Below are 25,480 nucleotides of genomic sequence, written 5' to 3' on the forward strand. Positions count from 1 at the left end.
GGGGGCCGGCCGCGTGGAGCGGGCCGGCTAGCCCTTAGGCAGCGGCCTTGGGGGCGTTGACGTCTGCCGGAAGCGCCTTCTGGGCGACCTCGACGAGCGCGGCGAAGGCGTTGGCGTCGTTGACGGCCAGCTCCGCGAGGATCTTGCGGTCCACCTCGATGTTGGCGGCCTTCAGACCCTGGATGAGGCGGTTGTACGTCATGCCGTTCTGGCGGGCAGCGGCGTTGATGCGCTGGATCCACAGCTGACGGAAGTCGCCCTTGCGCTTCTTGCGGTCGTTGAAGTTGTAGACCAGCGAGTGGGTGACCTGCTCCTTGGCCTTGCGGTACAGGCGCGAACGCTGACCACGGTAGCCGGAGGCAGCCTCGAGGATCGCCCGGCGCTTCTTGTGGGCGTTTACCGCCCGCTTGACGCGTGCCACTTTTTACTCCTTGTAGCGGGGCCGCGGTTGTCTTCACACGGCCCGAATTCGATGGGGTCCCGGTCTTGAACCGTCCGCTCCGACGGGCGGAGCGGAAGCGGATCAGATGCCGAGAAGCTTCTTGATCTTCGCGGCGTCGCCGGGGGCCATCTCCGCGGTGCCGGTGAGGCGGCGGGTGACACGGGACGACTTGTGCTCGAGCAGGTGGCGCTTGCCGGCGCGCTCGCGGAGCACCTTGCCGGAGCCGGTGACCTTGAAGCGCTTCTTGGTACCGCTGTGCGTCTTGTTCTTCGGCATGGCGCCGTTATCTCCTCGTCGGTGGCGCTCCCACCCGGTCCGGGGAAGGACCGGACGGCGGGAGCGTCATGTTGTGTAGGTGATCCGAGACGGGCTGCCTCGGGATCAGGCCTCGGTGTTCGCCTCGGTGGAGGGAGCCTCCGGGGAGACCTCCTCGGTGGCCTCGACCTCGACCGGGGCGGCCTCCTGAGCGGGAGCCTCCTCGCCGGTGGCCGCGACACCCTGGCGCTCGGCCTTGCGGGCGGCCTGCGCCTCGCGGGCTTCGGCCATCGCCTCGGTCTTCTTCTTGTGCGGACCGAGAACCATGATCATGTTTCGGCCGTCCTGCTTCGGGTTCGACTCGATGAAGCCGAGCTCCTCGACGTCCGAAGCGAGACGCTGCAGCAGTCGGTAGCCGAGTTCCGGCCGGGACTGCTCGCGACCACGGAACATGATCGTGATCTTGACCTTGTCGCCCTGCTTGAGGAACCGAACGACGTGACCCTTCTTGGTGTCATAGTCGTGCGGGTCGATCTTCGGCCGGAGCTTCATTTCCTTGATGACCGTGTGCGCCTGGTTCTTGCGCGCCTCACGGGCCTTCATGGCCGACTCGTACTTGAACTTGCCGTAGTCCATGAGCTTGCAGACCGGCGGGCGGGCAGACGCGGCGACCTCGACCAGGTCGAGGTCGTACTCCTGCGCGAGCTCAAGCGCCTTCGCAAGCGGGACGATGCCCACCTGTTCGCCGCTGGGACCGACGAGTCGCACCTCAGGGACACGAATCCGATCGTTGATGCGGGGCTCGGTGCTGATGGATCCTCCTCGGTAGCACCACACGGATGTCTGGCAGACAGCCGCTGACGTCTTTCTGTCGTCAGACCTACCGCGGCGGAAACGAAAAAAGCCCCGCCGGGCACAGGCAGGGGCTCCAAAACAACCGGAGCACCGCCGCGTGCGAACCGCGGGGCGCAGACTCGGGCGACTTTCCATCGTCCGTACGGAACGATGGATACCGCCTGACCGGATGACCCGCCTCCCCGGAGGGTGGTCGGGTGGGAGAACGGAGCCTCCACTTGTGGGCCGGGCACAGCAGTGTCCGGCCGGTCGATGTACATACTAGCACCCGCGAAACAAGCCCGCCGCACGGCATATCGTGGGACGCATGACTGACGCGACGCCCTCCGATTCCGCTCTCGACTCCGCCACCGCCCCCGACTACGACGACATGACCCGCGACATCGCGGACGTGCCGGCCGTGGAGGTCATCACCACGGTGGCCGTCCACCTGCTGAGCGCGGCGGCCGTCAACCTCGGCCTGGACAAGCCGGACTCCGAACACAAGGACCTCGACGAGGCCCGCAAGCTGATCACCGCCCTCGCCGGCCTGGTCACCGCCAGCGCCACCGAGATCAGCTCCTTCCACGCCGCGCCGCTGCGCGACGGCCTGAAGTCCCTCCAGCTCGCCTTCCGCGAGGCCTCCCTCGTCCAGGACGAGCCGGGCCAGGGCCCGGGCGAGAAGTTCACGGGTCCCGTCTACGCGTAACGCGCGGGGCGGTACGGCGGACCCGACGGGGGCCGCGGGGTCGAGCACCCCGCGGCCCCCGTCCGCGTTCTCGGCCGCGTCCGCGTCCGCTGCGGCGTCCGCGCTCAGCGCGTGAAGAGGGCCTCCCCCGGCGGGGCCGGGGAGTCGGCCGGGAGCAGGGCCAGGTCCAGGCCCCGGACGAGGCGGGCGCGCAGGGTCTCGTCGGCGGCGAGGGCCCCCGCCACGCGGCGGGCCGCCGGCGCGGGCTCGGCGTCGGGGGCCAGGACCACCGCGAGGGTTCCGTCGGAGCCCGAGCCGGAGCGGCCGGGTACCAGGTGGGCCCGCAGCACCGCCGGCTCGGCCGCCACGGCGGCCCGTACGGCCTCCCGCACGGCCGGCGCGGCCAGCGGGTCGGCGTCCGTACGCCCCTCCGCGAGGGCCAGCAGGGCGGAACCGGTCAGCTGGTAGGGGACGGGTCCGGCCAGGTCGACGACGATCGTGTCGGCCTTCTCGTGCGCGGCCGCGGCCAGCGCCTGGTGCAGCGGGACGGCCACCGGGCGGGCCGCCGGGTCCCACAGCGCCAGCGAGGCGATCGAGGTGAACGCGGGCAGGGCCCGCCGGTCGCCCGCCGTGAGGGTGGGCACCGCCATGTCGCTGGTCTTCTCGCGCTTGAGGCCCGTCTCGGGGTCCGTCTCGACCTCGCCGAGCATCGCCACCACGGGCACCAGCAGCCGCGCGTCCTTCAGGGCCGCGAGCACCTGCGGTTCGGCCGACCGGTCCGCCGCCCACGCGGCGAGGGCCGCGCTCAGTCGGGGATCGGCGGTGCCGTCGTCGTCGGAGAAACCGGGGTCGGGAATGTTCTTGGTCGCCACAGTTACCCGACCCTATCCCGCCGGGCGACGCGGGGCCGCCGCGCCAGTACGGCGGCCAGCACCAGCAGGCCCGCTCCCCCGGCGGCGGCCAGGGCGGTTCCCGGGCGGGAGTCCTTCCCCCGGGCCGGCGCCGGCTCGGGGCCGGGCCCGAAGTACTGCCGTCCGGCGGCGACGGCGGCCGGTGCGGGGGCCTCGGGGCGCAGCGCCTCGGCGGCCTGGAGGGCCGCGACGGGGTCCACCGTGCCGTGGCCCCGGGCGTCGTCGCGGCCGCCGGCCGGGCGGTCACCGGCGGTGTCCTCCAGGAGCTTCTTGATCTGCGCCGGGGACAGGCCGGGGTGGGCGGCCTTGACGAGGGCCACGGCGCCGGAGACGAAGGCGGCGGCGGCGCTGGTGCCCCAGCCCTCGTAGTAGGAGCGGTCGGGGTCGGCGATGACCACGTCCACGCCGGGCGCGCTCACGGTCGCGTACCAGTGCCTGGTGGAGAAGGGCGCCTTGCGGCCCTTGCGGTCGACGGCGGCGACGGCGATGACACCGGGGTAGGCGGCGGGGTAGGAGGTGTGGTCGCCGCGTTCGCCGCCGTTGCCGGAGGAGGCGACGACGACCGCGCCCTTGCCGAGGGCGTACTGGACGGCCTCGTCCTCGGCGGCCTCGTGGTGGGCGGAGTCGCTGTCGTCGCCGAGCGAGAGGTTGATGACGTCGGCGCCGTGGTCGGCGGCCCAGCGGATGCCCTCGGCGAGGGCGCCGGACTTGCTGTCGCGGGCCTTGGCCCGGCCCGGGTCGCCCTCTTCGAGGATCACCCGGACCGGCAGGATCCGGGCGTGCGGGGCGATGCCGAGGACTCCCTGGGAGCGGTCGGGGCCGTGGCCGTGGCCCGCGATGATGCTCGCCATCGCGGTGCCGTGGCGGGCCCAGGCGCGGTCGCCGCGGCCGGCGCCCATGCCGACGAGGTCGGTGCCCTCCAGGACCTGCCCGGCGAGGTCGGGATGGGTGGGGTCGACGCCGGTGTCGAGGACGGCGACGGTGATCCCGTCCCCCTGGGTGGTGCCCCAGGCCTCCTCGGCGCGCAGGGCGAGCAGGCCCCACTGGCGGTCGCGGATGGTGTCGGCGGCGGCGGGATCGGCCGTCGCGGTGCCGGCGGCCAGCAGCGCCAGCGCCGCGAGCAGACCGGTGGCGGTACGGGCGGCGGCGCGGCCGGCCGGCCGTCCGGCGGCAGGGGCGGCGGTGGCGGTGCGACCGGCGGTGGTGGCGGTGGCCGTCGCGGTGGTGCGGGTCGGGCTCATCGGCGGTGCTCCGGGGTGTCCGGTACGGAGGTGCCCGCGGGGGCGGGCGGGGCCGCGAGGGCGCCCACGTCCAGGCCGATCCGGGTCGCGACGGCCCGCGCGGCGTGGCCGAGGCCCGCTTCGGCGACGACGCCCTCGGCGTCCTCGCGGGCCGCCTCCTCGGCGGGGACCGGGGCGTCCATGGCACGGCCGTCGGCGAGGGCGGAGACGGCGTAGACGACGACCGGGGCCCCGGGGAGGGCCGTCGCCGTCCAGGCGGCGCGGCGGGAGTCGGCGTACCCGAAGGCGGGCGGGACGCCGAGGCGGGGGGCCAGACCGGCCAGGGTCGCGGCGTCGGCGGCGGTGAAGACGAGGCCGACGCTGACGAGGCTGCTGCGGGTGGCGTCCGTGTACGTGGCGCGCAGCACGCGGGTGCAGTCGGTGGCGGCGAACGCGGTCCGCCAGTCGGCGGCCAGGCCGGCCGGGCAGTCGGCGTCCGGGGCCAGGGCGGTGCGGGTCCAGGTGCGGTCGGCGCCGCCGGGGCCGCTGCGCTCGGCGTCGATGACGGGCGGGAACAACCGGTCCACGGGGGCCTCGCGCCACAGCGAAGCGGCCTTGCGGTAGGCGGCGTCGGGGGGCAACGGGCGGTGCGCGGCGCGGTGTTCGCTCCAGGCGGTGGCGGCGGCGCCGGCGAGGAGGCCGCTGCCGAGGAGTGCGCTCAGGACGGCGGTGACCACCCGCAGGGGGTGGCGGCGCGGGCGCCTTGGCGGGGGCGGGCCGGGTTCGTCCAGGATCGTGGGCCCTGGTGTCGACGTGGTCATCCGGCGGCTCCGCCCCCCGATTCCGTACGGCTGCCTGCCCGTACTCTACGGGGCCCGGGGAGCGGGGCCGTCCCCGGTCCGCCCGGGATCGAGCCCGGTCCGCGCCGGTCCGGCGCGGTCGGCGGTGGGTGCGCGTGCGCCTCTACCCACCGGTAGAGGTGTCTGGCAAGCTGCGGGCCATGACTTCCGACCGGGCCCGGTACGACCGGGCGACCGCGCACCTGGACGCTCCGCTGGCCCTCGTGGATCTGGAGGCGTTCGACGCCAACGCCGACGATCTGGTGCGTCGGGCGGGCGGGAAGCCGATCCGCGTCGCGAGCAAGTCCGTGCGGTGCCGGGCGCTGCTGGAGCGGGTGCTGGCGCGGCCGGGGTTCGCCGGGATCATGTCGTACACGCTGGCCGAGTCGTTGTGGCTGGCCCGTTCGGGCTTCGAGGACGTGCTGCTCGCGTATCCGTCCGCCGACCGGGCGGCGTTCGCGGAGCTGGCGGACGACCCGAAACTGGCCGCGGCCGTCACGGTCATGGTGGACGATCCGGCCCAGTTGGACCTGATCGACCGTTCCCGCGCGGGCGGCGCGGAGGAGGTGCGGGTCTGTCTGGAGCTGGACACGGCGCTGCGCCTGCTCGGCGGCCGGGTGCGGGTCGGGGCCCGGCGCTCCCCCCTGCGGGAGCCGGCGCAACTGGCGGAGCTGGCCCGTGCGGTGGCCGCGCGGCCCGGGTTCCGGGTGGTGGGCCTGATGGGCTACGAGGGACACGTGGCCGGGGTCGGTGACGCGCTCACGGGCCGGCCGTTGCGTTCGCGGGCGATCCGGCTGATGCAGTCGGCGGCCCGCAGGGAGCTGGCGGTGCGGCGGGCCGAGGCGGTCGCGGCGGTGCGCGCGGTGGTGCCGGACCTGGAGTTCGTCAACGGTGGCGGCACGGGCAGCGTCGCCGAGACGGCGGCCGAGGCCGCGGTGACGGAGATCGCCGCCGGGTCGGGGCTGTACGTGCCGCGGCTGTTCGACAACTACACCTCGTTCCGGGGGCGTCCGGCCGCCCTGTTCGCGCAGCCGGTGGTGCGCCGGCCGGGCGTCGGGGTGGTGACCGTGCTGGGCGGGGGCTATCCGGCGTCCGGGGCGCCGGGTGCGGACCGCCTGCCGGTGCCGTACCTGCCGGCGGGCCTGCGCTACGACCCGCAGGAGGGCGCCGGTGAGGTGCAGACCCCGCTGCTCGGCGCCCCGGCAGACGATCTGCTGATCGGGGACCGGGTGTGGTTCCGGCACGCGAAGGCCGGTGAACTGTGCGAGCGCTTCGACGTGTTGCACCTGGTCGAGGGGGACCGGGTGACGGCCTCCGCCCCGACGTACCGGGGCGAGGGGCGCACCTTCCTCTAGGGCTTGTCGTCGAACTCCTGTCGTCGCCCGGAGGCGGGAGTTCGACGACAGGCCCTGGTCGCCGCCGCCGGGCGGGCGGGGCGTCAGGGGAAGACGGTGTCCGTCTGGTCGGGAACGACGGCGCCGTCGGACCGGCGGACGGGGCCCGGGGTGCCGTCGTGGTCGACGTAGCCGGTGGTGGAGCAGGGGTAGGGGGTGGTCCTGCGCGGCTTCGGCTCGATGAACATCGGGTTCACGATCCACTTGCCGTCGGCGTCGTCGTAGGCCCGGCACATGAGTTCGTTCTTGTTGCGGTTCACGACGAGTCGCAGCGCGGTCGCGTCCCGCAGGAACGAGACGTCGGTGTCGGAGTCGCCCGCGGCGAAGACCTGGCGGCGGGAGGCGGGCTGGATCCGCTCGGCCGCGGCGCCGCGCACGCCGAAGACCTCCTGGTTGATCCAGCAGCGTTTGCCGTCGATGTAGGTGATCATCGTGTCGGCGCCGTCGCGCACCGTTCCGCACCCCCGGACGTGCGGGGTGTGCCGGCCGTCGCGCGTGGTCGTGTTGCGGATGCCGATGACGTGGTCGGCGTCGATGCCGACGTCGTCGGCCCACACCTCGACGACGGGCTGCGGGGAGGCGGAGCTGATCCAGACGTCGAAGCCGGCCTTCCGCAGGGTCGCGACGAGGTCCCGCTGCTGCTCGTAGTAGCGGACCCAGCCGGTGACCGTGCCGCTGCCGACGCGTTGGGTGGCGCCGACGGGGGCCGCCAGGTTCTCGGCCCGGGCGGCCGCCGCGAAGCCGCGTACCTCACGCGCGGTCCAGCCCTGGGTGAGTTGCGCGAGCCAGGCGTAGCCGGGTTCGGTCGTCCGCCGGTCCCAGCCGGCGAAGGCGGCGGCTCCGGCGCGGGTCGTGGCGCTCCCGTAGACGGCGTTGATCTCGTCGGCGCAGGCCGTGCCGGCCGGGGTGCCGGTGGGCAGCGGTGTGCCGGGGCGGGCGAGCGGGCCGCAGGCGTCGGCCAGCGCGCGGGCGGCGGCCGGGGTGAGGAAACGGCTGGTGGTGGACCAGTCGCGGGCGGCGGGTTGGCGGATCTTCCCGTGGCGCAGCAGCCAGAACATGGTGGCGTCGCCGACGTCGTTCCTGACGACGGTGTTGTCCCAGTCGAAGACGGCGACGGGCTTGTTCCGGTGCGGCCGGTACGGGCCGCAGCGGCCGTACTCGTCGATCAGTCGCTGGAGGCGGGCCCGGTTGTCCCCGTGCCAGCCGGCCCCGAGGCGCGGGGTGACGCAGGGTGCGCCGTCGGTGGTGGCGTGGGCGGGGGCGGAGGCGGCGAGGGTGCCGGCGGATATAGCGAGGGCGGCGCCCACGGCCTGGATCCGTCGCACGGTGCGGCGGTGGGTCACGGGGCGGGGCACGGTTCGGGGCACGGGTGGGAACGCTCCCTTGTCTCCTGGAGGTCGTGACGGGCGGCGGTGCGGCGTGTGCGGCGGTGCGCGACAGCCGGGCGTCGTGCGACGCCCGGCTGTCGGGAGGGGTGGAGCGGGGGTGGCGGGCCCTCGGGGCCGCGCGGGGGCCTACAGGGGGGTGACGTACGCGCCGGAGATGCCGCCGTCGACGAGGAAGTCGGTGGCGTTGATGAAGGAGGAGTCGTCGCTGGCGAGGAACGCGACGGCGGCGGCGATCTCGGTGGGTTCGGCGAAACGGCCGAGCGGGATGTGCACCAGGCGGCGGGCCGCCCGCTCGGGGTCCTTGGCGAACAGTTCCTGGAGGAGGGGGGTGTTGACCGGTCCCGGGCACAGGGCGTTGACGCGGATGCCCTCGCGGGCGAACTGCACGCCGAGCTCGCGGGACATGGCGAGCACGCCGCCCTTGGAGGCGGTGTAGGAGATCTGGGAGGTCGCGGCGCCCATGATCGCCACGAAGGAGGCGGTGTTGATGATCGAGCCCCGGCCCTGGCGCCGCATGTACGGCAGGGCCGCCTTGCAGCACAGGTAGACGGAGGTCAGGTTGACGTCCTGGACGCGCTTCCAGGCCTCCAGGCCGGTGGTGAGGATCGAGTCGTCGTCCGGGGGCGAGATGCCCGCGTTGTTGAAGGCGATGTCGACCGAGCCGTAGGTGTCGAAGGCGGTCTTGAACAGCGCCTCGACCTCCTCGGGGCTGGTGACGTCGACCTTGACGAACAGACCGCCCACCTCCTCGGCGGCGGCCTTGCCGGCGGTCTCGTCGATGTCCGCGCACACCACGTTGGCGCCTTCGGAGGCGAGCCGGCGGGCGGTGGCGAGGCCGATGCCGCTGCCGGCTCCGGTGATGACAGCGGTCCGGCCGACCAGGCGGCGGCAGACGATCTCTTCGCGGGACGCAGTGCTCATGGTGTTTCAGGCCTCCGTGCTGATGAAGACGTTCTTGGTCTCGGTGAAAGCGGTGAGGGCGTCGGGTCCGAGCTCGCGGCCGAGTCCGGACTGCTTGTAGCCGCCGAAGGGGGTCCAGTAGCGGACGCTGCTGTGGGAGTTGACGGACAGGTTGCCCGCGGCGACGGCGCGCGAGACGCGCAGGGCGCGGCCGACGTCGCGGGTCCACAGGGAGCCGGACAGTCCGTAGGAGGTGGCGTTGGCCAGGCGTACGGCGTCCTCCTCGTCCTCGAAGGGCAGGACGACGGCGACGGGTCCGAAGACCTCCTCGGCGGCGACGGGCGCGGTGGGCGCGACGTCGGTGACGAGGGTGGGCGGGAACCAGAAGCCGGGGCCGTCGGGGGCGGTGCCGCGGATCGCGGTGAGGTCGTCGGTGACGTACGAGCGGACCCGCTCCAGCTGGGTGCGGGAGATGAGGGGGCCCATCTGGGTCTTCTCGTCGAGCGGGTCGCCGACGCGGACGGCCTCGACGGCGGGGGCGACGAGCTCCAGGAACCGGTCGTAGACGGTGCGCTGCACGAGGATCCGGGTGCGGGCGCAGCAGTCCTGGCCGGTGTTGTCGAGGTAGGCCATGGGGGCGGCCGCGGCGGCGGCTTCGAGGTCGGCGTCGGCGAAGACGATGTTGGGGCTCTTGCCGCCGAGTTCGAGGGTGACCCGCTTCACGCGGTCGGCGCACTTGGCCATGATCCGCTTGCCGACCGGGGTGGAGCCGGTGAAGACGATCTTGGCGACTCCGGGGTGCTCTACCAGGGCGTCGCCGGTGACGGACCCGTGGCCGGGGAGCACCTGGAAGAGGTGTTCGGGGATCCCGGCTTCGAGGGCGAGTTCGGCGAGGCGCAGGGCGGTGAGCGGGGTGGTCTCGGCGGGCTTGAGGAGGACGGCGTTGCCGGCGGCGAGGGCGGGGGCCAGGCCCCAGGCGGCGATCGGCATGGGGAAGTTCCAGGGGGCGATCACGCCGATGACGCCGAGGGGTTCGAGGAAGGTGACGTCGATGCCGCCGGCGACGGGAATCTGGCGGCCGGAGAGGCGTTCCACTCCCCCGGCGGCGAACTCCAGCAGGTCGCGGACGTTGCCGGCTTCCCAGCGGGCGTTGCCGAGGGTGTGGCCGGCTTCGCGGACCTCCAGCAGGGCCAGTTCCTCGATGTGCCCGTCGACGACGGCCGCGAAGCGGCGCAGTGCTCTGGCCCGGTCCGCGGGGGCGAGGGCCGCCCAGCGGCGCTGGGCCGCGGTGGCCCGTACGACGGCTGCGTCGACGTCGTCCCGTGTGGCGGCCGGGACGGTGGCGACGAGTTCCTCGGTGGCCGGGTTCAGTACGGCCAGGTCGGCGGGGGCCGGCGCGTCGGACACGTGATGCCTTTCGGGGTGCGGGTGCGGATCGGGGGTGCGGGTCGAAACCGCGGATCGGGGGTGCGGTCGTGCCGCGGGGCGGTCAGAGGCGTTCGAAGGAGCGGCGCAGCTCCCAGTCGGTGACGGCGGAGTCGTAGGCGTCGAGTTCGACGCGGGCCATGTTGCGGTAGTGCGCGACGACCTCGGGGCCGAAGGCCGCCTTGGCGATCTCGCTGTTCTCCCACAGTTCGGCGGCCTCGCGCAGCGTGGTGGGGACGTGCGCGAAGTCGGCGGTGTAGGCGTTGCCGGGGCAGGCCTCGGGGAGTTCGAGGCGGTTCTCGATGCCGTAGAGACCGGCCGCGACCAGGCCGGACACCGCGAGGTAGGGGTTGACGTCGCCACCGGGGAGGCGGTTCTCGAAGCGCATGGAACGTCCGTGGCCGACCACGCGCAGGGCGCAGGTGCGGTTGTCGACGCCCCAGGCGACGGCGGTCGGTGCGAAGGATCCGGGGCGGAAACGCTTGTACGAGTTGATGTTCGGGGCGTAGAGAAGGGAGAAGTCGCGCAGTGCGGCGAGTTGTCCGGCCAGGAAGTGGCGCATCACGGGGGACATCCCGTGGTCCCGGTCGGCCTCGCCGGCCATGGCGTTGCGTCCGTCGGTGTCGGTGAGTGAGAGGTGGATGTGACAGGAGTTGCCCTCGCGCTCGTCGTACTTGGCCATGAAGGTCAGGGAGACGCCCTCCTGGGAGGCGATCTCCTTGGCCCCCGTCTTGTAGACGGCGTGCTGGTCGCAGGTGGTGAGCGCCTCGTCGTAGCGGAAGGCGATCTCGTGCTGGCCGAGGTTGCACTCGCCCTTGGCCGACTCGACGACCAGGCCGGCGGCCTGCATCTCGTTGCGGATGCGGCGCAGCAGGGGTTCGACCCGGCCGGTGCCGAGGACGGAGTAGTCGATGTTGTACTGGTTGGCCGGGGTCAGGCCCCGGTAGTTGGTGTTCCAGGCCTGCTCGTAGGTGTCCTGGAAGACCATGAACTCCAGCTCGGTGCCGACCATGGCGGTGTAGCCGAGTTCGCCGAGGCGTTCCAGCTGTCGGCGCAGGATCTGGCGGGGCGCGGCGACGACGGGCGTGCCGTCGTTCCAGGCGAGGTCGGCCATGACGAAGGCGCTGCCGGGGTTCCAGGGGATGCGGCGCAGGGTGGCGAGGTCGGGGTGCATGGCGAAGTCGCCGTAGCCCCGGTCCCAGGAGGACATCTCGTAGCCGTCGACGGTGTTCATGTCGGTGTCGACGGCGAGGAGGTAGTTGCATCCCTCGGTGCCGTGGGCGAGGACCTCGTCGAGGAAGAAGCGTGCGGCGAACCGCTTGCCCTGGAGCCGTCCCTGCATGTCGGGGAAGGCCAGGACCACGGTGTCGATCTCACCGCTCTCCACGAGGGCACGGAGCGCCTCGGGGGTGAGCGGGGGCTTGCGGTCTACCACTGGAATCTCTCCTTCGGTGAGCCGAGTGCGCCTAAGGTATTGAACAGAACCATTGCTTGGGAAGGGGAGGGGCCGAGATGACCGACATCACGGACGAGGGTGGCGCGATCGCGCGGCTGAATCCCGTACTGCGCCAGGTGCGGGCGGGCAACGGGTTCGAGGAGGCGCTGGAGCAGATCCTCCAGGTGGTCCGGCTGGGTCTGGTGCCCGGCGGGGAACGCCTTCCGCCGGAGCGCGAGTTGGCGGAGCGGATGGGCATCAGCCGGGTCACCCTGCGCGAGGTGCTGAAGGTGCTCCAGGACCAGGGCCTGGTGGAGGCCCGGCGCGGGCGCTACGGCGGGACGTTCGTCCTGGCCCGCCCGGACACGCCGGCCGGCGGCGCCGAGGAGGAGCTGCGCCGGCGCGTGGCGGGGGTGGACATCGAGGACGTGCTGCGGTTCCGCGAGGTCCTGGAGGTGGGGGCGGCCGGACTGTGCGCCTCCCAGGGGCTCTCCGAGGAGGGCGCCGAGCGGCTGCTGCGGGCGCTGACGGCCACGCACGACGCCCCGCTGCCCGACTACCGCCGCCAGGACACCCTCTTCCACCTCACCCTGTGCGAACTGGCGGGCTCCGCCAGCCTGACGGCCCAGTACGCCGCCGTCCGCGCGACCGTGAACGACCTGCTGGACTGCATCCCGCTGCTGGTGCGCAACCTGGAGCACTCGCAGCAGCAGCACACCGCGCTCGTCGAGGCGGTGCTGGAGCGGGACGCGGAGGGCGCCCGGCGGGCGATGCGGGAGCACTGCTGCGGCACGGCGGCCCTGCTGCGGGGGTTCCTCGCCTGACCGGGCGCCCCGCGGCGGCCGTTTCGTAACCGGTGTTTAACGCAAGGGTCTTGCGCGCTCCACACCCTTGACGCAAAGGTACGCCTCACAACCATTGCATTGCCCTAGGCAGGAGCGCACATGGCCGACGACATCGCACCGCTGCCCGTATCCGCACCACCCGCCGAGAAGGGCGACGCCGACGCGGCCTATCTGGAGCGCCGCACCCTGCGCCGCGGCAGCGCCGGCTGGCTGCTGCTGACCGGCCTCGGCGTCGCCTACGTCGTCTCCGGGGACTTCTCCGGCTGGAACGTCGGCCTGGACAAGGGCGGCTTCGGCGGCCTGGCCATCGCCACCGTGCTCATGGGCACGATGTACGCCTGCCTGGTCTTCTCCCTGGCCGAGCTGTCCACGATCCTGCCGACGGCGGGCGGCGGCTACGGCTTCGCCCGCCGGGCGCTGGGCCCCTGGGGCGGCTTCCTCACCGGCACCGCCATCCTCATCGAGTACATCCTGGCCCCCGCGGCCATCGTCATCTTCATCGGCGACTACGTCGAGTCCCTGGGCCTGTTCGGGCTGACCTCCGGGTGGCCCGTCTACCTCGGCTGCTTCGTCCTCTTCATCGGGGTGCACCTGTGGGGCGTGGGCGAGGCCCTGCGCTTCAGCCTGATCGTCACGGCCGTGGCGGTGGCCGCGCTGCTGATCTTCGCGGTCGGCGCCCTGACCGAGTTCGACGCCTCCTCGCTCGACGACATCCCCGTGGACACGAGCGCGTTCGGCTCCGGCTCCTGGCTGCCCTTCGGGATCCTCGGCATCTGGGCGGCCTTCCCGTTCGGCATGTGGTTCTTCCTCGGCGTCGAGGGCGTACCGCTCGCCGCCGAGGAGGCCAAGGACCCGGTCCGCTCGATGCCGAAGGCGCTGGCCATCTCCATGGGCGTCCTCGCGCTGCTCGCCCTGATCACCTTCTTCGCCGCGACCGGCGCCCAGGGCGCCGACGCCGTCAAGAGCGCCGGCAACCCGCTCGTCGTCGCCCTGGAGGGGGAGGACGGGCCGACCGCGCTGAGCCGGTTCGTCAACTACGCCGGGCTGGCCGGACTGGTCGCCTCCTTCTTCTCCCTCATCTACGCGGGCTCGCGCCAGCTGTTCGCCCTGTCCCGCGCCGGCTACCTCCCGCGGTTCCTCTCCCTCACCTCCAAGCGCAAGGCCCCGTACCTCGGACTGGTGATTCCCGGCGCCATCGGATTCGCCCTCGCGGCGGCCACCGGCAACGGCGCGCGCATGCTGAACATCGCCGTGTTCGGGGCGACGATCTCGTACGCCCTGATGGCCCTGTCCCACATCGTGCTGCGCCGCCGCGAGCCCGGCCTGGAGCGGCCGTACCGCACCCCGGGCGGCGTCCTGACCTCGTCCGTGGCCTTCGTCCTCGCCCTTTCGGCCCTGGTCGCCACCTTCCTGGTGGACCGGGACGCCGCGTTCATCGCCCTCGCCGTGTACGCCGTCGCCCTGGCCTACTTCGCGATCTACAGTCGGCACCACCTGGTGGCCTCGGCACCCGAGGAGGAGTTCGCCGCGCTGGCGGAAGCCGAGGCCGAGTTGACCCGCGACTGAAATCCTTGCCCCTGTCGTCTCCGAGCACCACCGTCCGGCACCACCCTGGAGGTAACACCGTGCCCAGGCCGCTCATCGGCATCAGCACCTACGTCGAGGAATCCACCCGCTACAACGTGTGGGACCTGCCCACGGCCCTGGTGCCGAGCGGGTACTACGAACTGGTCCAGGCGGCGGGCGGCACGGCCGTCCTGCTGCCGCCGGACGAACCGGAGCGGGCGGCGGAGGTGCTGGACCGGCTGGACGGCCTGATCGTCTCGGGCGGCCCCGACGTGGACCCGGTCCGCTACGGGGCCCCGCGCGACCCCCGTACGGGGCCGGCGGCGACGGTGCGCGACGAGTGGGAGCTCGCGCTGATCGCGGCGGCCCTGGAGGCGGGCACCCCGCTGCTGGGCATCTGCCGGGGCATGCAGGCGCTGAACGTGGCCCTGGGCGGCACGCTGATCCAGCACATCGACGGCCACGTCCACACCCCCGGGGTCACGTCCTGGCACCCGGTCAGCCCCGTGGCGGGCACCCGGTACGGGGAGTTGGTCCCGGAGGTGGCGGACGTGCCGACGTACCACCACCAGGCGGTCGAGCGGCTCGGGCGCGGCCTGGTCGTCTCCGCGTACGCCGAGGACGGCACGGTGGAGGCCGTGGAACTGCCGGAGCGCGACCGGTGGGTGGTGGGGGTCCAGTGGCACCCCGAGCGGGACAAGGACACCCGCGTGATGGCCTCGTTCCTGGAGGCCGCCGCCGAGCGCTCGGCGGTACCGGTGGCCTGACCCGGCCGTCCGGGGCAGGCTGGAGGGGTGCGGTCCGAAGCCTATGGAGCGGCCTCCCGGTCGATGGCCGGGTTCCTGGAGAACCCGGTCATCGGGATGGCGCCGTGGATCGTCTTCTCCCTGCTGGTCGGCCCGGGGCGCTTCGAGATCGCGGTCGGGCTCGCCCTGGCCGCGGCCGTCGCCCTGGTCGTGCTGGGCCGGGTGGTCCACCGGGGCAGCTCGTGGAAGCTGCTGGAAGTGGCGGACGTCGTGTTCTTCGCCGCGATGACCGTCGTGGGGATCCTGGCGAGCGCGGGCACGCTGCGCTGGTTGGAGACGTACGCCGGCGAGGTCGCGAACATCACCCTGACCCTGATCGCCTTCGGCTCGATCGCCGTCGGGATGCCCTTCACCCTCCAGTACGCCCGTGAACAGGTGGATCCCGCCCTGTGGCACGAGCCCGGTTTCCTGCGGGCCAACCGGGTCATCACGGCCGTGTGGGGCCTGGCCTTCCTGGTGGCGGCCCTCGCGGGCGCCTTCGGGGACCTGGTCCTGCGCAACCCGAACAACATCTGGACCGGCTGGATCATCCAGATCCTCGCGATCGTGGCCGCGCTGCGGTTCACCGTCTGGTACCCGGAGGTCGTGCGCGCCCGCGCCGTCCGCGCGGCCGGTGGCGGCGCCCCCGAGGGCGGCCGGCTCGCCGGTCTGCTGCTGCCGCTGGCGGGCCTGCTCGTCCCGATCGGCATCGCGGTGCTGGTCTTCGACGGGAACGTGTGGTGGCTGGGCGTGGCCCTGATCGTCGCCGGCGCCCTCCTGACCAAGGCCCTGCGCGCGCACGACGACACGCCGAGCGAACCGGCCTGATGCGCCCCGACCCGCCCCGATCCGGCCGGAACCGGGCTCAGGCGGAGACGGGCGGGGTGCGGCGGCGCGTCAGGGAGAGCAGGTCGCGGGCCGGACCGGCGGGGCGGGCGCCCATGGGCCACACCGCCCGCAGCGCGCGGTCGAGCGCGGTCCCCTCCACCGGCACCCCCACCAGGCGGCGGGCCGCCAGTTCGTCCCCCAGGGCCAGCTCGGACAGGACGCACGGGCCCGCTCCGCTCACCGCGGCGCCCTTGACGGCGGTGGTCGACGCCAGTTCGAGCAGCGGCTCCGCCAGTCCTCCGGCGGAGGCCAAGGCGGCGTCGAGCACCTGTCGGGTGCCCGAGCCCCGCTCGCGCAGGATCAGCGGGGTCGCCGCCAGTTCCGCCGCCAGGACCCCGCGCGAGCGGCGCGCCCAGGGGTGCGAGGGGGCCACCGCCACCACGAGGCGGTCCTGGGCGATGACCACCGAGTCCAGGCCGTCGGGGACCGACAACCCCTCGACGAAGCCGAGGTCCGCCTCGTGGGCCAGTACGCGCTGGGCGACGTCGGCCGAGTTGCCCGCGTGCAGGGAGACCGCGGTCCCGGGGCGTTCCCCGCGCAGGGCGATGAGCCAGCCGGGCAGCAGGTACTCCGCGATGGTCATGCTGGCCGCCACCCGCAGCCGGGAGTCGCGGCGGCCCCGTAGCGCCTGGGCCCCGGCGTCGAAGGCCTCGGCGGCCTCCACCACGCGCCGGGCCCAGTCCGTGACCAGCGCGCCCTCCGCCGTGAGCGTCGAGCCGCGCGGCGATCGGTCCACCAGGGCCACCCCGAGGCGGGTCTCCATCGCGCGGATCCGGCTGCTCGCGGCGGGCTGCGTGATGCCCAGCCGGCGGGCCGCGCCGCTCAGACTGCCGACACGGGCGACCGCGAGCAGCAGCTCCAGCGCGCCCAGGTCCGGTACGCGGTGCGCGAGCGGAACCCACTCCTCATTACCCATAACATCAGTTTATGGCCTCATAGGGAGGTGATCCCTGCCGTCCGGGTAGGCCCCGCCGCAGGCTGGACCCATGGCCACCACGCTCGTGCACCCCCGCACCACACCCCGCACCGCCCGCACCGCGCCCCGGACCCACAAGCTCCCGGCGCTGCGCCACCTCGGCCCCAACTGGTACGCGTCCGTCATGGGCACGGCGATCATCGCCAACGCCGGCGCCGGTCTCCCCTACCAGCTCCCGGGACAGCGCGTGGCCTGCCAGGTCTTCTGGGCGCTGTCCCTCGCGGCCCTCCTCGTCCTGCTCACCGCCCGCGCCGGCCACTGGCTCCACCACCGCGACCAGGCCCGCGCCCACCTCCTCGACCCGGCCGTGGCCCCCTTCTACGGGTGCCTGTCCATGGCCCTGCTGGCCGTCGGCGGCGGCACCATGATCGTCGGAAAGGACCTGATCGGGGAGCGGGCGGCCGTGGCCGTCGACACCGTCCTGTTCACCGCCGGCACCGCCGTCGGCCTGCTGATGGCGGTGGTGGTGCCCTACCTGATGGTGGTCCGGCACAAGGTCGAGGCCTCCCAGGCCACCCCCGTCTGGCTGCTGCCCGTGGTCGCCCCGATGGTCTCCGCCGCCCTCGGCCCCCTGCTGGTCCCCCACCTGCCCGCCGGCCAGCCCCGCGAGGCCCTGCTGCTGGCCTGCTACGCCATGTTCGGCGTCAGCCTGCTCGCCACCCTGCTGATGCTCCCCCTGGTCTTCGGCCGGCTGATCGTCAGCGGCCCCCTGCCCCTGGCGCTGACCCCCGCCCTGTTCCTGGTGCTGGGCCCCCTCGGCCAGTCCACCACCGCCGTGAACCAGCTCGCCGACGTCGCCGGGGGCGCCATCGCGGCCCCCTACGCCGGCGCCCTGGGCGCCTTCGCGGTGGTCTACGGGGTCCCCGTGATGGGCTTCGCCCTGCTGTGGCTGGCCCTGGCCGCGGCGATGCTGGTCCGGGCCGCCCGCGCCGGCATGGGATTCGCGATGACCTGGTGGGCCCTGACCTTCCCCGTCGGCACCTGTGTCACCGGCGCCGCGGGCCTGGCCCGGCACACCGGGCTCACCGCCTTCTCCTGGCTGGCCGCGGCCCTGTTCCTGGCCCTGGTCACCGCCTGGGTGCTCGCCGCCGGGCACACCCTGCGCGGCCTGTTCGACGGCCGCCTCCTGGCCGCGCCCCGCTAGGGTCTGTCGTCACGCTCCTGTCGTCGCCCGGAGGGCGGCCCCGCGGCGTCCGGTGCGTGCTCTCGGCGTGCCGGGCGGAAGCCCGCGTACCGGTCGTACTCGGTCTTTCGCCCGGTACGGCGAGAGCGCGTGCCAGGCGTCGCGGGGCAGGCGGGAGTGTGACGACAGGCCCTAGCGGCGCGCCGCCGCCAGCGCCTGCGCCAGCACCCGCGGGGCCTCCTCCAGGGAGGGCCCGTACCAGGTCAGATGACGACCGCTCACCAGCGCGGCCCGGATGCCTGGGAAGGCCTCCGGGCCGTCCCCCTCGGTGAAGCGGTACGGCTCGTCGGGGAGCACCACCAGCTCGCAGCCGCTCGCCGCGAGCTCCTCGGCGGGTACCCGCGGGTACCGCTCCGCGTGCCCGGCGTAGACGTTGCGCACGCCCAGTCGGGCCAGCAGGTCCCCCGCGAAGGTGTCGCGGCCGAGCACCATCCAGGGCCGCCGCCAGACGGGGACGAAGGCGCGCGCCGGCGGACCGCCGGCAGCCACCGGGCCGTCCCAGGCGGCCTCCGCCCGCGACAGCCAGGCGGGCCTGCGCAGCCCCAGCGCGTCCACCAGCACCCGGTCCAGCTCGGTCCAGGCCTGCGGCAGGGTGCGGACCTCGGTGACCAGCACCTCCACCCCGGCCGCGCGCAGCTCCGCGAGGTCGGGGGCCCGGTTCTCCTCCTCGTTGGCGATCACCAGGTCGGGGCGCAGCCCCACGATCGCCCGTACGTCGGGGTTCTTCGTACCTCCGATCCGAACCGCGCCCCCGAGGTCGGCCGGGTGCGTGCACCAGTCGGTGACGCCGACCAGCCGTCCGGGCGCGGACACGGCGACGGCCTCCGTCAGGGACGGGACCAGCGAGACGACGCGCACCGGCTCAGCGGCCCGGCGCGGGCGGCTCGGAGGTGGCGTGGATGTGCTCGCCGACGGCGACGACCAGCAGCCGGGTGTCCTCGCTGACGGCCCTCCAACGGTGGCGCACCCCGCCGGAGAGGAACAGCGCGTCCCCGCTCTCCAGCCGGTAGGCCCGCCCCTCCGCCTCCACCTGACAGGCGCCCGAGACCACGTACATCAGCTCGTCGTTGCGGTGCTGGTACTCGCGGCCCGCGTCCTGGTCCCCGCTGAACTCCAACGCGTGCAGCTGGTGGTGGCCGCGCACCAGGGGCCGTACGCCCTTGATCGGCGCGAGCCCCGAATCGTCGCCGGCCCGTACGAGGTCCACGGTGCGCGCGGTGTCGGAGGCGGCCAGCAGGTCGACGGCGGTGGTCTCCAGCGCGTCCGCGACCCGCTCCAGGGAGCGCATGCTGGGGCGGGCCCGTTCGTTCTCTATCTGACTCAGGAAGGGCACGGACAGGCCGCTGCGGGCCGACACCGCGGCCAGGGTCAGGTGCAGGGCGCGGCGCCGCTTGCGCACGGCCACGCCCACCCGCAGCGGCTCCTTGGAGTCCTTCTCCTTGTCTCCGCCGTCCATGCCGCCGGCGCCGTCCTCCGCGATCTTCCTGTCGTCCTTCTCGTTCATGGCGGGGCTGCCCTCCCCTGTCCTCGTCGCACGTCGATGTGCTGTAAGCACCTTACGCAGCATCCCGCCCCGGATTCGCGCCCAAGGGCCTCACCCGATCGCACCCGGGCAGGTTTCCGCGGCGCGGCGGTCACCCTGCGTGCGCGCGCCGGTCCTGGGGTGCGCTCCAGACCACCCGGTCCCCGTCGACGATCACCACGTCGCCCTCGGGCCTGACCAGCAACCTCGCCCCGGGGTGCCCCTCGGTGCCGCTGCTCCAGACCCGTTCGCCCGAGGCGTCGCGCACGGTGAGCTCCCCGTCGCGGTCGAACAGGGCGTCGTGACCGGATCCGGCGGTACCGGCGCTCCAGGTCCTCGCCCCGCCGCGGTCGAGGGCGACGAGGTCCCCGTCGGCGCCCAGGACCAGACGCACCGCGCCCGCGTCGATGACGTCGCCGGCGCGCAGCACGGTGGCGGGGTGGACCTCGACGGAGTCGTCGAGGGTGCCGCGGGCCAGGTCGCGCAGGGTCGTCAGGGAGGGGGTGAAGGCGTAGAGGGCACCCTCGGTGCGGACGAACCGGCCGAAGCGCAGGGTGGCGGCCCGGCTGCCCGTGTCGGAGGGGTTCTCGAAGGTGACCGGGGTGTCCGGGCCGATCACCGGGTCGGCGCCGACGCGGGGGTTGCGGCCTGCCGGGAAGTCCTGCTCGTTGATCCAGCGCTTCGCGACGAACTCGAACTGCTGGACGAGGTCGGCCTGGTAGCCGACGAAGACCAGCCCGCGCGGCACGTCCGCGCCCGAGCGGGCGCCGCCCTTCGGGTCGTACGCGGGACCGTAGGGGATGCCGCGGCGGATGATCCGGCGGCTGTCGAGTTCGGCGGCGTCCACCGGGGGCCGGCCCGGGGCGGGGTTCAGTCCGTCGCGCGGGTTGCCCTTGCGGATGTGCGCGAACAGCGGGGTGTGCCAGCCCTGCGGGTCGTCGGCGTAGGTGAGGTCGGCGTCGGGGTCCCTGCCGAGGGGGCCCGGCTTCTCGACGAGCGGGCAGCCCGCGATGGGGGTGCCGCCCGGCCACCGCCCCACCAGTCGGGCCGCGAGCCAGGTGTCGCCGGCCTCGGCGGGCGCGGCCCCGGCCCGCTTCAGCTCGACGAGCCGCGCCCGGACCTGCTCCCACCATCCGGGCACGTCCTGCGCGAGGCGCCGGACGACCTGGAAGGAGCCGCCCGTGGCCCACGCCGGGAGCCCGGCGGGCCGCTGTCCGATCCGCTCCTGTCCCACGAGGAACTCCCCGGCCGGGACCAGCCGCGTGCCGGGCTTGCCCTCGACGGTGGTGCCGGTGGCCGCGTCGGGCGCGTGGAAGCCGCGCACGCCGGGCTGGCTGATGCCGTCGGTGAAGCCGAAGTGTTCGTGGCCGCGCAGGGCGCCGGTCAGGGTGGCGGCGTCCTGCCGGAAGACGACGGTCCCGGAGGCGGGCCCAAGCGCCTCGCGGTGGCGGGCGACGGCGGCGGCGAGCTTGGCGGGTTCGTCCGCGGAGAGGCTGAGCACCGCGTGGACCGGTCCCCCCGACGCGGCGGAGCGCCCCGGCCGCTCGGACTGCCCGGCCCCGAACAGCCAGGAGTCGGGGGCGCTGTCACCGGTGTCCCCCAGGGCCTCGGCCCGTTCGGCCGCGCCCTGGGCGAAGGCCTCGGCGGTGCCGCCCGGCGGCAGGGCGGGGAAGGGCTCGCGTCCGGCGAACAACCGCAGGCCGGGGTGGGTCAGGGACAGACCCGTCCAGGTGGCGGAGAGGGCGGCGGGATCGACGCCTCCCGCCTTGACGCGGGCCGCGCTGAAGGCGGCGTTGAAGCGGGCCATCTCCTCGGTGGTGGACAGCTGCGGGAGCAGGTCCGCGAGCCAACGCCTGGCCTTGACGGGGTCGGTGAAGCGCAGGAGCAGCAGGCAGGCGTGGTCCTTGCGGGAGCCGGCGAGGATGTCGCCCTGGGTGGTGCGGTCGGTGCGCAGGGGCAGGTCGTCCGCGTCGGCGCGGGGGGCCGCGGGCCTCGCGGGCGGCGCGGCGGGGGCGGGGGCGGCCGCGGCGGCGTGGGGGCACATCGCGAGCGCGACGGCGCCCGCCCCGGCGGCCCCGGCCCGGAGCACGGTCCGGCGGTCGGGGGCGGATTGCTGGGCGGCGACATCCATCGTGGGGGCTCCTGGGTCGGGGTGCGGACGGGTACGCCGAAGGGGCCGGGGCGCAGGGGGGCGCGGCGCCGGCACACGACGACGGGGGCTCGAACGACGGGAACGGCCGTACGGAACCGGGCGGGCGGGACGTCCCGCCGGTGATCCACACCCTCCGCGAAAGATCGCGTACGCGCGCGCCGGACGAACTGTTGGAGTGACGGCCGCGTCGCCCCGAGTGACGCCGCGTCACGATCCGCCGTCGGACCGGTGCGGCATCATCGACCCGTGACGACACGACGCCTGATGCTCCTGGACACCGCCTCCCTCTACTACCGCGCCTACTTCGGGGTGCCGGACTCCGTGAAGGCCCCCGACGGCACGCCCGTCAACGCCGTGCGCGGACTGCTCGACTTCATCGGACGGTTGGTCCAGGACCACCGCCCCGACGACCTGGTGGCCTGCATGGACGCCGACTGGCGGCCGCACTGGCGGGTGGAGTTGATCCCCTCCTACAAGGCGCACCGGGTCGCCGTGGAGACGCCGACCGGGCCCGACGTCGAGGAGACCCCCGACACCCTGACGCCGCAGGTCCCGATCATCGAGGCGGCGCTCGACGCCTTCGGGATCGCCCGGGTGGGGGTCGACGGCTACGAGGCGGACGACGTGATCGGCACCCTCACGGCCCGCGCCGACGGACCGGTGGACATCGTCACCGGCGACCGCGACCTCTTCCAGCTGGTGGACGACGCCCTCGGGCGCCGCGTGCTGTACCCCCTCAAGGGCGTGGGCACCCTCCAGGTGACCGACGAGGCCTGGCTCCGGGAGAAGTACGGGGTCGACGGCTCCGGGTACGCGGACCTCGCGCTGCTGCGCGGCGACCCGAGCGACGGCCTGCCGGGGGTTCCCGGGATCGGCGAGAAGACGGCCGCCAAGCTGCTGGAGGCGTTCGGGGACCTCGCGGGGATCGTCGCCGCGATCGACGACCCGAAGGCGAAGCTGACCCCCACCCAGCGCAAGCGGCTCGACGAATCCCGCGCGTACCTCGCGGTGGCCCCCAAGGTCGTCCGAGTCGCCTCCGACGTGCCCGTTCCGGCCTTCGACCCGGTGCGCCCCCATGCCCCGAAGCACCCCGAAGCGGTGGACGCACTCGTCCATCAGTGGGGTCTGGGAGGAGCCGTGGCACGTCTGAGCAGCGCGCTGCGCCCATGAGGTGCTAACTTAGGTAATCCTAAGCTTGCTAAGTTCAGGGGAGTCACCGTGGCTGAAGGACGCGCCCGCTCTGTCGGCACCGCCGTCGTCGTACGTACCGAGCGGCTCACGCCGCACATGGTCCGGGTCGTGCTGGGCGGTGACGGGCTGGCCGACTTCGGTGCGGGCGTGTACACCGACCACTACGTGAAACTCCTGTTCGCCCCCGAGGGCGTGCGCTACGCGGAGCCCTGGGACCTGGACGTGATCCGCGCGACCCACCGCCGCGAGGAGTGGCCGCGCCAGCGCGCGTACACGGTCCGCGCCTGGGACCCGACCCGCCGGGAGCTGACCCTCGACTTCGTGGTCCACGGCGACGAGGGCCTCGCCGGACCGTGGGCCGCCCGCGTCCAGCCGGGTGAGGCGGTACGTTTCCTCGGCCCGGGCGGCGCCTACGCCCCGGACCCGCTCGCCGGCTGGCACCTCCTCGTCGGCGACGAGAGCGCCCTGCCGGCCATCGCCGCGGCCATGGAGCGGATGCCGCGCGGCGCGACCGTACGGGCCATCGTCGAGGTCGAGGGACCGGCGGACGAGCACCCCCTCCTCAGCACCCCGGACGGGATCGCCCCGATGTGGCTGCACCGCGGGGACCGGCCGGTGGGCTCGACCCTGCTGCCCGCCGTCACCTCGATGGTGTTCCCCTCCGCCGACGTCCACGCCTTCGTCCACGGCGAGGCCGGCTTCGTCAAGGAGCTCCGCCGCCACCTGCGCCTGGACCGCGGCATCACCCGCGAACGCCTGTCCATCTCGGGCTACTGGCGCCACGGCGAGACCGACGAGGGCTGGCGCGCGATCAAGCGCGACTGGAACGCCACCGTCGAGGCCGAGCAGGAACTGCGCACCCCCGCCGCCGCCTGACCCGCGGCGCCCGCGCGGGCGCCGCGGGCGGCGGACGCCGACGGGCGGGACCCCGGTCCCGCCCCCGCGCCGCCTACCCTGGTCTGCGATGAGCCGCAGATCCCACATCCCGCCCGCACCCCTGCCCCAGCAGTCCGGCATCGACCCGGTCCGCATGCGGCTGCCCCCCGACCCCGAGGGCCGCTGGCCCGTCCTCGGCGCCTACCTCACCGAGCGCTACGCCGGCACGCGCGGCGCCGAGTCCATGGCGCGCCTGCTCGCCGCGGGCCGGGTGCTGGGGGTCGGCGGCCGGGTCCTGGGCGCCGGGGACCCCTACGAGCCCGGCGGCTGGCTCTGGTTCCACCGGGACATGCCGCCCGAGCCCCCGGTGCCGTTCCCGATCCGCGTCGTCCACCGCGACGACCGGCTCCTGGTGGTGGACAAGCCGCACTTCCTGGCGACCACCCCGCGCGGCAGCCACGTCACCGAGACCGCGCTGGCCCGACTGCGCCGCGAGCTGGACCTGCCCGCCCTCAGTCCGGCGCACCGCCTCGACCGGATGACGGCCGGACTGGTGATGTTCAGCATCCGCCCCGAGGACCGCGGCGCCTACCAGCTGCTGTTCCAGCAGCGCCGCGTCCACAAGGAGTACGAGGCGATCGCCGCGCACGATCCGGCCGTGGAGCTGCCCCGACTGGTCCGCAGCAACATCGAGAAGGTGCGCGGGGTGATGGCGGTGGTCGAGGACCCGGACGCCGAACCGAACGCCGAGAGCCTGGTCGAACTCGCCGACGTGCGCGAGGGCCTGGGCCGCTACCGGCTGACCCCGCACACCGGACGCACCCACCAGCTGCGGGTGCACATGAGCGGCCTCGGCCTGCCCATCCTCGGCGACCCCGTCTACCCGGTCGTCGCCGGCGAGGTCGACCCGACGGACTTCCGCCGCCCCCTCCAACTGCTGGCCAGGCGCCTGGCCTTCACCGACCCGGTCACCGGCGGGGAACACCGCCTGGAGTCCGGTCTCACCCTCCAGGCCTGGGAGGACCGGGCGGGCTGGGAGGCGGGCCGACCGCCGCGCGACCACTGACCCCGGCGAGGCCCGCGATCCGCAGCGCGGCGTCGGCGGCCGCCTCCGCGAAGGCGGCCACCGGCCGGGCCGGATCGGAGCGGTGGACGAGGCTGACGCCCTCGATCAGGCCGAAGAGCAGGTCGTTGCGGAGCGTCAGCCCGGCCCCGTCGCCGTCGAGTTCGTCACCGACGTCCGTGGCGTACAGCAACGAGCGGTAGTTGTCGCGCAGTTCCTCGCGCATCCGGTGGAAGCGCCCGAACCGCGGCCCCCTCAGTTCGGGCAGCAGGTAGAGGGCGCCCAGGTTGTACGGGCCCCCGCACAGCAGTTGCACGTCGAAGCGGCACAGCTCCCACAGCCGCAGCGCCGCCGCCCGGCCGGCGTCGGCCAGGAGCCGGCGCGACAGGGCCAACGAGGGCCCCACCGTGGACTCCAGCAGCTCGGCGAGGAGCTCCTCCTTGCCGGCGAAGTAGTGGTACATCGTGGCCTGGCGCATCCCGGCCCGTTCGGCCACCTCCCGCGTGGTGGTGGCCGCGTATCCCCGGGCCGCGAACAGTTCGGCCGCCGCGCAGAGGAGTTCCTCGCGCGGCGGCCGGTCGCTCGGCACCCTCATCCGATCGGCGCGCGGCCGACCGACGCGTCTCGGTCCTTCGTCCGTTCCCCCACTCATGCGCCGATCGTCGCACAGGACACGCCCGAAGGATCATGGCAAGAGATGAG

25 protein-coding genes are annotated in these 25,480 nt (G+C 74.0%); 10 read left to right on the forward strand and 15 right to left on the reverse strand.

Annotation, left to right across the window (positions count from 1 at the left end):
* Positions 1-34 precede the first annotated feature (34 nt).
* The 3 genes from rplT to infC all read right to left on the reverse strand — a co-directional run bounded on the left by rplT (position 35) and on the right by infC (position 1,534).
* Entirely contained in the window at positions 35-421 is a 387-nt protein-coding gene (gene rplT, locus ACZ6ZI_RS19000) for a 50S ribosomal protein L20 (protein ID WP_007263143.1), read from the reverse strand.
* Positions 422-523: 102 nt separating this feature from the next.
* Positions 524-718, reverse strand: a complete 195-nt coding sequence (gene rpmI / locus ACZ6ZI_RS19005) for a 50S ribosomal protein L35 (RefSeq protein ID WP_266598480.1) — start codon at positions 716-718, stop codon at positions 524-526.
* A gap of 105 nt (positions 719-823) precedes the next feature.
* Positions 824-1,534 carry a translation initiation factor IF-3 gene (infC, locus tag ACZ6ZI_RS19010; protein WP_469522048.1) on the reverse strand — a complete coding sequence of 237 codons (711 nt, stop codon included), beginning with the start codon at positions 1,532-1,534 and terminating at the stop codon, positions 824-826.
* Between the two features lie 325 nt (positions 1,535-1,859).
* Between infC and ACZ6ZI_RS19015 the strand changes: the two genes are divergently transcribed.
* Positions 1,860-2,240 carry a DUF1844 domain-containing protein gene (locus ACZ6ZI_RS19015; RefSeq protein WP_363061071.1) on the forward strand — a complete coding sequence of 127 codons (381 nt, stop codon included), beginning with the start codon at positions 1,860-1,862 and terminating at the stop codon, positions 2,238-2,240.
* 104 nt (positions 2,241-2,344) lie between these two features.
* On the opposite strand, the gene ACZ6ZI_RS19020 is transcribed toward ACZ6ZI_RS19015, so the two are convergent.
* The 3 genes from ACZ6ZI_RS19020 to ACZ6ZI_RS19030 are packed head-to-tail and all read right to left on the reverse strand — an operon-like array spanning position 2,345 to position 5,171.
* The gene (locus ACZ6ZI_RS19020; protein WP_363061073.1) at positions 2,345-3,091 is read right to left on the reverse strand and encodes an SseB family protein; all 747 of its coding nucleotides are present in this window, start codon (positions 3,089-3,091) and stop codon (positions 2,345-2,347) included.
* 2 nt (positions 3,092-3,093) lie between these two features.
* Entirely contained in the window at positions 3,094-4,371 is a 1,278-nt protein-coding gene (gene mycP, locus ACZ6ZI_RS19025) for a type VII secretion-associated serine protease mycosin (protein WP_469522051.1), read from the reverse strand.
* Complete coding sequence (locus ACZ6ZI_RS19030) at positions 4,368-5,171, reverse strand: hypothetical protein (RefSeq protein WP_469522053.1); 804 nt, start codon at positions 5,169-5,171, stop codon at positions 4,368-4,370. Before ACZ6ZI_RS19030 ends, mycP begins: the two co-directional genes overlap by 4 nt.
* A gap of 179 nt (positions 5,172-5,350) precedes the next feature.
* Here ACZ6ZI_RS19030 and ACZ6ZI_RS19035 point away from each other — a divergent pair, with 179 nt between their 5' ends.
* Complete coding sequence (locus ACZ6ZI_RS19035; protein ID WP_469522056.1) at positions 5,351-6,544, forward strand: amino acid deaminase/aldolase; 1,194 nt, start codon at positions 5,351-5,353, stop codon at positions 6,542-6,544.
* An 83-nt stretch (positions 6,545-6,627) separates the two neighbouring features.
* Here ACZ6ZI_RS19035 and ACZ6ZI_RS19040 read toward each other — a convergent pair whose 3' ends face one another.
* The 4 genes from ACZ6ZI_RS19040 to ACZ6ZI_RS19055 form a co-directional block, all read right to left on the reverse strand.
* The gene (locus ACZ6ZI_RS19040; protein ID WP_469522058.1) at positions 6,628-7,950 is read right to left on the reverse strand and encodes a haloacid dehalogenase-like hydrolase; all 1,323 of its coding nucleotides are present in this window, start codon (positions 7,948-7,950) and stop codon (positions 6,628-6,630) included.
* Positions 7,951-8,097: 147 nt separating this feature from the next.
* Positions 8,098-8,892, reverse strand: coding sequence for a 3-oxoacyl-ACP reductase (locus tag ACZ6ZI_RS19045; protein ID WP_469522060.1), 795 nt, complete (start codon positions 8,890-8,892; stop codon positions 8,098-8,100).
* A 6-nt stretch (positions 8,893-8,898) separates the two neighbouring features.
* Positions 8,899-10,278 (reverse strand): aldehyde dehydrogenase family protein, encoded by a 1,380-nt coding sequence (locus ACZ6ZI_RS19050; RefSeq protein ID WP_469522064.1) that lies wholly within the window; start codon positions 10,276-10,278, stop codon positions 8,899-8,901.
* A gap of 82 nt (positions 10,279-10,360) precedes the next feature.
* Complete coding sequence (locus tag ACZ6ZI_RS19055; RefSeq protein ID WP_469522067.1) at positions 10,361-11,731, reverse strand: glutamine synthetase family protein; 1,371 nt, start codon at positions 11,729-11,731, stop codon at positions 10,361-10,363.
* A 77-nt stretch (positions 11,732-11,808) separates the two neighbouring features.
* Here ACZ6ZI_RS19055 and ACZ6ZI_RS19060 point away from each other — a divergent pair, with 77 nt between their 5' ends.
* The 4 genes from ACZ6ZI_RS19060 to ACZ6ZI_RS19075 all read left to right on the forward strand — a co-directional run bounded on the left by ACZ6ZI_RS19060 (position 11,809) and on the right by ACZ6ZI_RS19075 (position 15,755).
* Positions 11,809-12,555 (forward strand): FadR/GntR family transcriptional regulator, encoded by a 747-nt coding sequence (locus tag ACZ6ZI_RS19060; protein ID WP_363061087.1) that lies wholly within the window; start codon positions 11,809-11,811, stop codon positions 12,553-12,555.
* A gap of 120 nt (positions 12,556-12,675) precedes the next feature.
* A complete protein-coding gene (gene eat / locus ACZ6ZI_RS19065; protein WP_469522070.1) occupies positions 12,676-14,142 on the forward strand; it encodes an ethanolamine permease in 1,467 nt (488 codons plus the stop codon).
* Between the two features lie 59 nt (positions 14,143-14,201).
* A complete protein-coding gene (locus ACZ6ZI_RS19070; protein WP_469522073.1) occupies positions 14,202-14,909 on the forward strand; it encodes a gamma-glutamyl-gamma-aminobutyrate hydrolase family protein in 708 nt (235 codons plus the stop codon).
* A 27-nt stretch (positions 14,910-14,936) separates the two neighbouring features.
* Positions 14,937-15,755, forward strand: a complete 819-nt coding sequence (locus ACZ6ZI_RS19075) for a hypothetical protein (RefSeq protein ID WP_469522076.1) — start codon at positions 14,937-14,939, stop codon at positions 15,753-15,755.
* 37 nt (positions 15,756-15,792) lie between these two features.
* On the opposite strand, the gene ACZ6ZI_RS19080 is transcribed toward ACZ6ZI_RS19075, so the two are convergent.
* Positions 15,793-16,731, reverse strand: coding sequence for a LysR family transcriptional regulator (locus ACZ6ZI_RS19080; RefSeq protein ID WP_363061095.1), 939 nt, complete (start codon positions 16,729-16,731; stop codon positions 15,793-15,795).
* A 70-nt stretch (positions 16,732-16,801) separates the two neighbouring features.
* Between ACZ6ZI_RS19080 and ACZ6ZI_RS19085 the strand changes: the two genes are divergently transcribed.
* Complete coding sequence (locus ACZ6ZI_RS19085) at positions 16,802-17,935, forward strand: TDT family transporter (protein ID WP_469522079.1); 1,134 nt, start codon at positions 16,802-16,804, stop codon at positions 17,933-17,935.
* Between the two features lie 171 nt (positions 17,936-18,106).
* Here ACZ6ZI_RS19085 and ACZ6ZI_RS19090 read toward each other — a convergent pair whose 3' ends face one another.
* The 3 genes from ACZ6ZI_RS19090 to ACZ6ZI_RS19100 form a co-directional block, all read right to left on the reverse strand.
* The gene (locus tag ACZ6ZI_RS19090; protein ID WP_469522081.1) at positions 18,107-18,832 is read right to left on the reverse strand and encodes a helical backbone metal receptor; all 726 of its coding nucleotides are present in this window, start codon (positions 18,830-18,832) and stop codon (positions 18,107-18,109) included.
* A 4-nt stretch (positions 18,833-18,836) separates the two neighbouring features.
* Complete coding sequence (locus ACZ6ZI_RS19095; protein WP_469522438.1) at positions 18,837-19,430, reverse strand: helix-turn-helix domain-containing protein; 594 nt, start codon at positions 19,428-19,430, stop codon at positions 18,837-18,839.
* 178 nt (positions 19,431-19,608) lie between these two features.
* Positions 19,609-21,627 carry a Dyp-type peroxidase gene (locus ACZ6ZI_RS19100; RefSeq protein ID WP_469522084.1) on the reverse strand — a complete coding sequence of 673 codons (2,019 nt, stop codon included), beginning with the start codon at positions 21,625-21,627 and terminating at the stop codon, positions 19,609-19,611.
* Between the two features lie 285 nt (positions 21,628-21,912).
* On the opposite strand from ACZ6ZI_RS19100, the gene ACZ6ZI_RS19105 reads away from it, so the two are divergent.
* From ACZ6ZI_RS19105 to ACZ6ZI_RS19115, 3 genes are all read left to right on the forward strand, one after another.
* Positions 21,913-22,818 carry a 5'-3' exonuclease gene (locus ACZ6ZI_RS19105; RefSeq protein ID WP_469522440.1) on the forward strand — a complete coding sequence of 302 codons (906 nt, stop codon included), beginning with the start codon at positions 21,913-21,915 and terminating at the stop codon, positions 22,816-22,818.
* A 48-nt stretch (positions 22,819-22,866) separates the two neighbouring features.
* Entirely contained in the window at positions 22,867-23,715 is an 849-nt protein-coding gene (locus ACZ6ZI_RS19110; protein ID WP_469522086.1) for a siderophore-interacting protein, read from the forward strand.
* Positions 23,716-23,803: 88 nt separating this feature from the next.
* Positions 23,804-24,781 (forward strand): pseudouridine synthase, encoded by a 978-nt coding sequence (locus ACZ6ZI_RS19115; protein ID WP_469522088.1) that lies wholly within the window; start codon positions 23,804-23,806, stop codon positions 24,779-24,781.
* Here ACZ6ZI_RS19115 and ACZ6ZI_RS19120 read toward each other — a convergent pair.
* Positions 24,717-25,430, reverse strand: a complete 714-nt coding sequence (locus ACZ6ZI_RS19120; protein ID WP_469522091.1) for a TetR/AcrR family transcriptional regulator — start codon at positions 25,428-25,430, stop codon at positions 24,717-24,719. The two genes, ACZ6ZI_RS19115 and ACZ6ZI_RS19120, sit on opposite strands and share 65 nt — an antisense overlap.
* Positions 25,431-25,480 lie beyond the last annotated feature (50 nt).

The organism is Streptomyces sp. NPDC103540 (assembly GCF_055584445.1).

Excerpts from the sequence above, each read along its gene's own strand:
- ACZ6ZI_RS19105 (WP_469522440.1), top strand. The coding sequence starts at position 21,913 with ATGCTCCTGGACACCGCCTCCCTCTACTACCGCGCCTACTTCGGGGTG.
- ACZ6ZI_RS19120 (WP_469522091.1), bottom strand. The coding sequence starts at position 25,430 with ATGAGTGGGGGAACGGACGAAGGACCGAGACGCGTCGGTCGGCCGCGC.
- rpmI (WP_266598480.1), bottom strand. The coding sequence starts at position 718 with ATGCCGAAGAACAAGACGCACAGCGGTACCAAGAAGCGCTTCAAGGTC.
- ACZ6ZI_RS19095 (WP_469522438.1), bottom strand. The coding sequence starts at position 19,430 with ATGGACGGCGGAGACAAGGAGAAGGACTCCAAGGAGCCGCTGCGGGTG.
- ACZ6ZI_RS19030 (WP_469522053.1), bottom strand. The coding sequence starts at position 5,171 with ATGACCACGTCGACACCAGGGCCCACGATCCTGGACGAACCCGGCCCG.
- mycP (WP_469522051.1), bottom strand. The coding sequence starts at position 4,371 with ATGAGCCCGACCCGCACCACCGCGACGGCCACCGCCACCACCGCCGGT.
- ACZ6ZI_RS19100 (WP_469522084.1), bottom strand. The coding sequence starts at position 21,627 with ATGGATGTCGCCGCCCAGCAATCCGCCCCCGACCGCCGGACCGTGCTC.
- ACZ6ZI_RS19045 (WP_469522060.1), bottom strand. The coding sequence starts at position 8,892 with ATGAGCACTGCGTCCCGCGAAGAGATCGTCTGCCGCCGCCTGGTCGGC.
- ACZ6ZI_RS19060 (WP_363061087.1), top strand. The coding sequence starts at position 11,809 with ATGACCGACATCACGGACGAGGGTGGCGCGATCGCGCGGCTGAATCCC.
- eat (WP_469522070.1), top strand. The coding sequence starts at position 12,676 with ATGGCCGACGACATCGCACCGCTGCCCGTATCCGCACCACCCGCCGAG.
- ACZ6ZI_RS19015 (WP_363061071.1), top strand. The coding sequence starts at position 1,860 with ATGACTGACGCGACGCCCTCCGATTCCGCTCTCGACTCCGCCACCGCC.
- ACZ6ZI_RS19115 (WP_469522088.1), top strand. The coding sequence starts at position 23,804 with ATGAGCCGCAGATCCCACATCCCGCCCGCACCCCTGCCCCAGCAGTCC.
- ACZ6ZI_RS19085 (WP_469522079.1), top strand. The coding sequence starts at position 16,802 with ATGGCCACCACGCTCGTGCACCCCCGCACCACACCCCGCACCGCCCGC.
- ACZ6ZI_RS19035 (WP_469522056.1), top strand. The coding sequence starts at position 5,351 with ATGACTTCCGACCGGGCCCGGTACGACCGGGCGACCGCGCACCTGGAC.
- ACZ6ZI_RS19080 (WP_363061095.1), bottom strand. The coding sequence starts at position 16,731 with ATGGGTAATGAGGAGTGGGTTCCGCTCGCGCACCGCGTACCGGACCTG.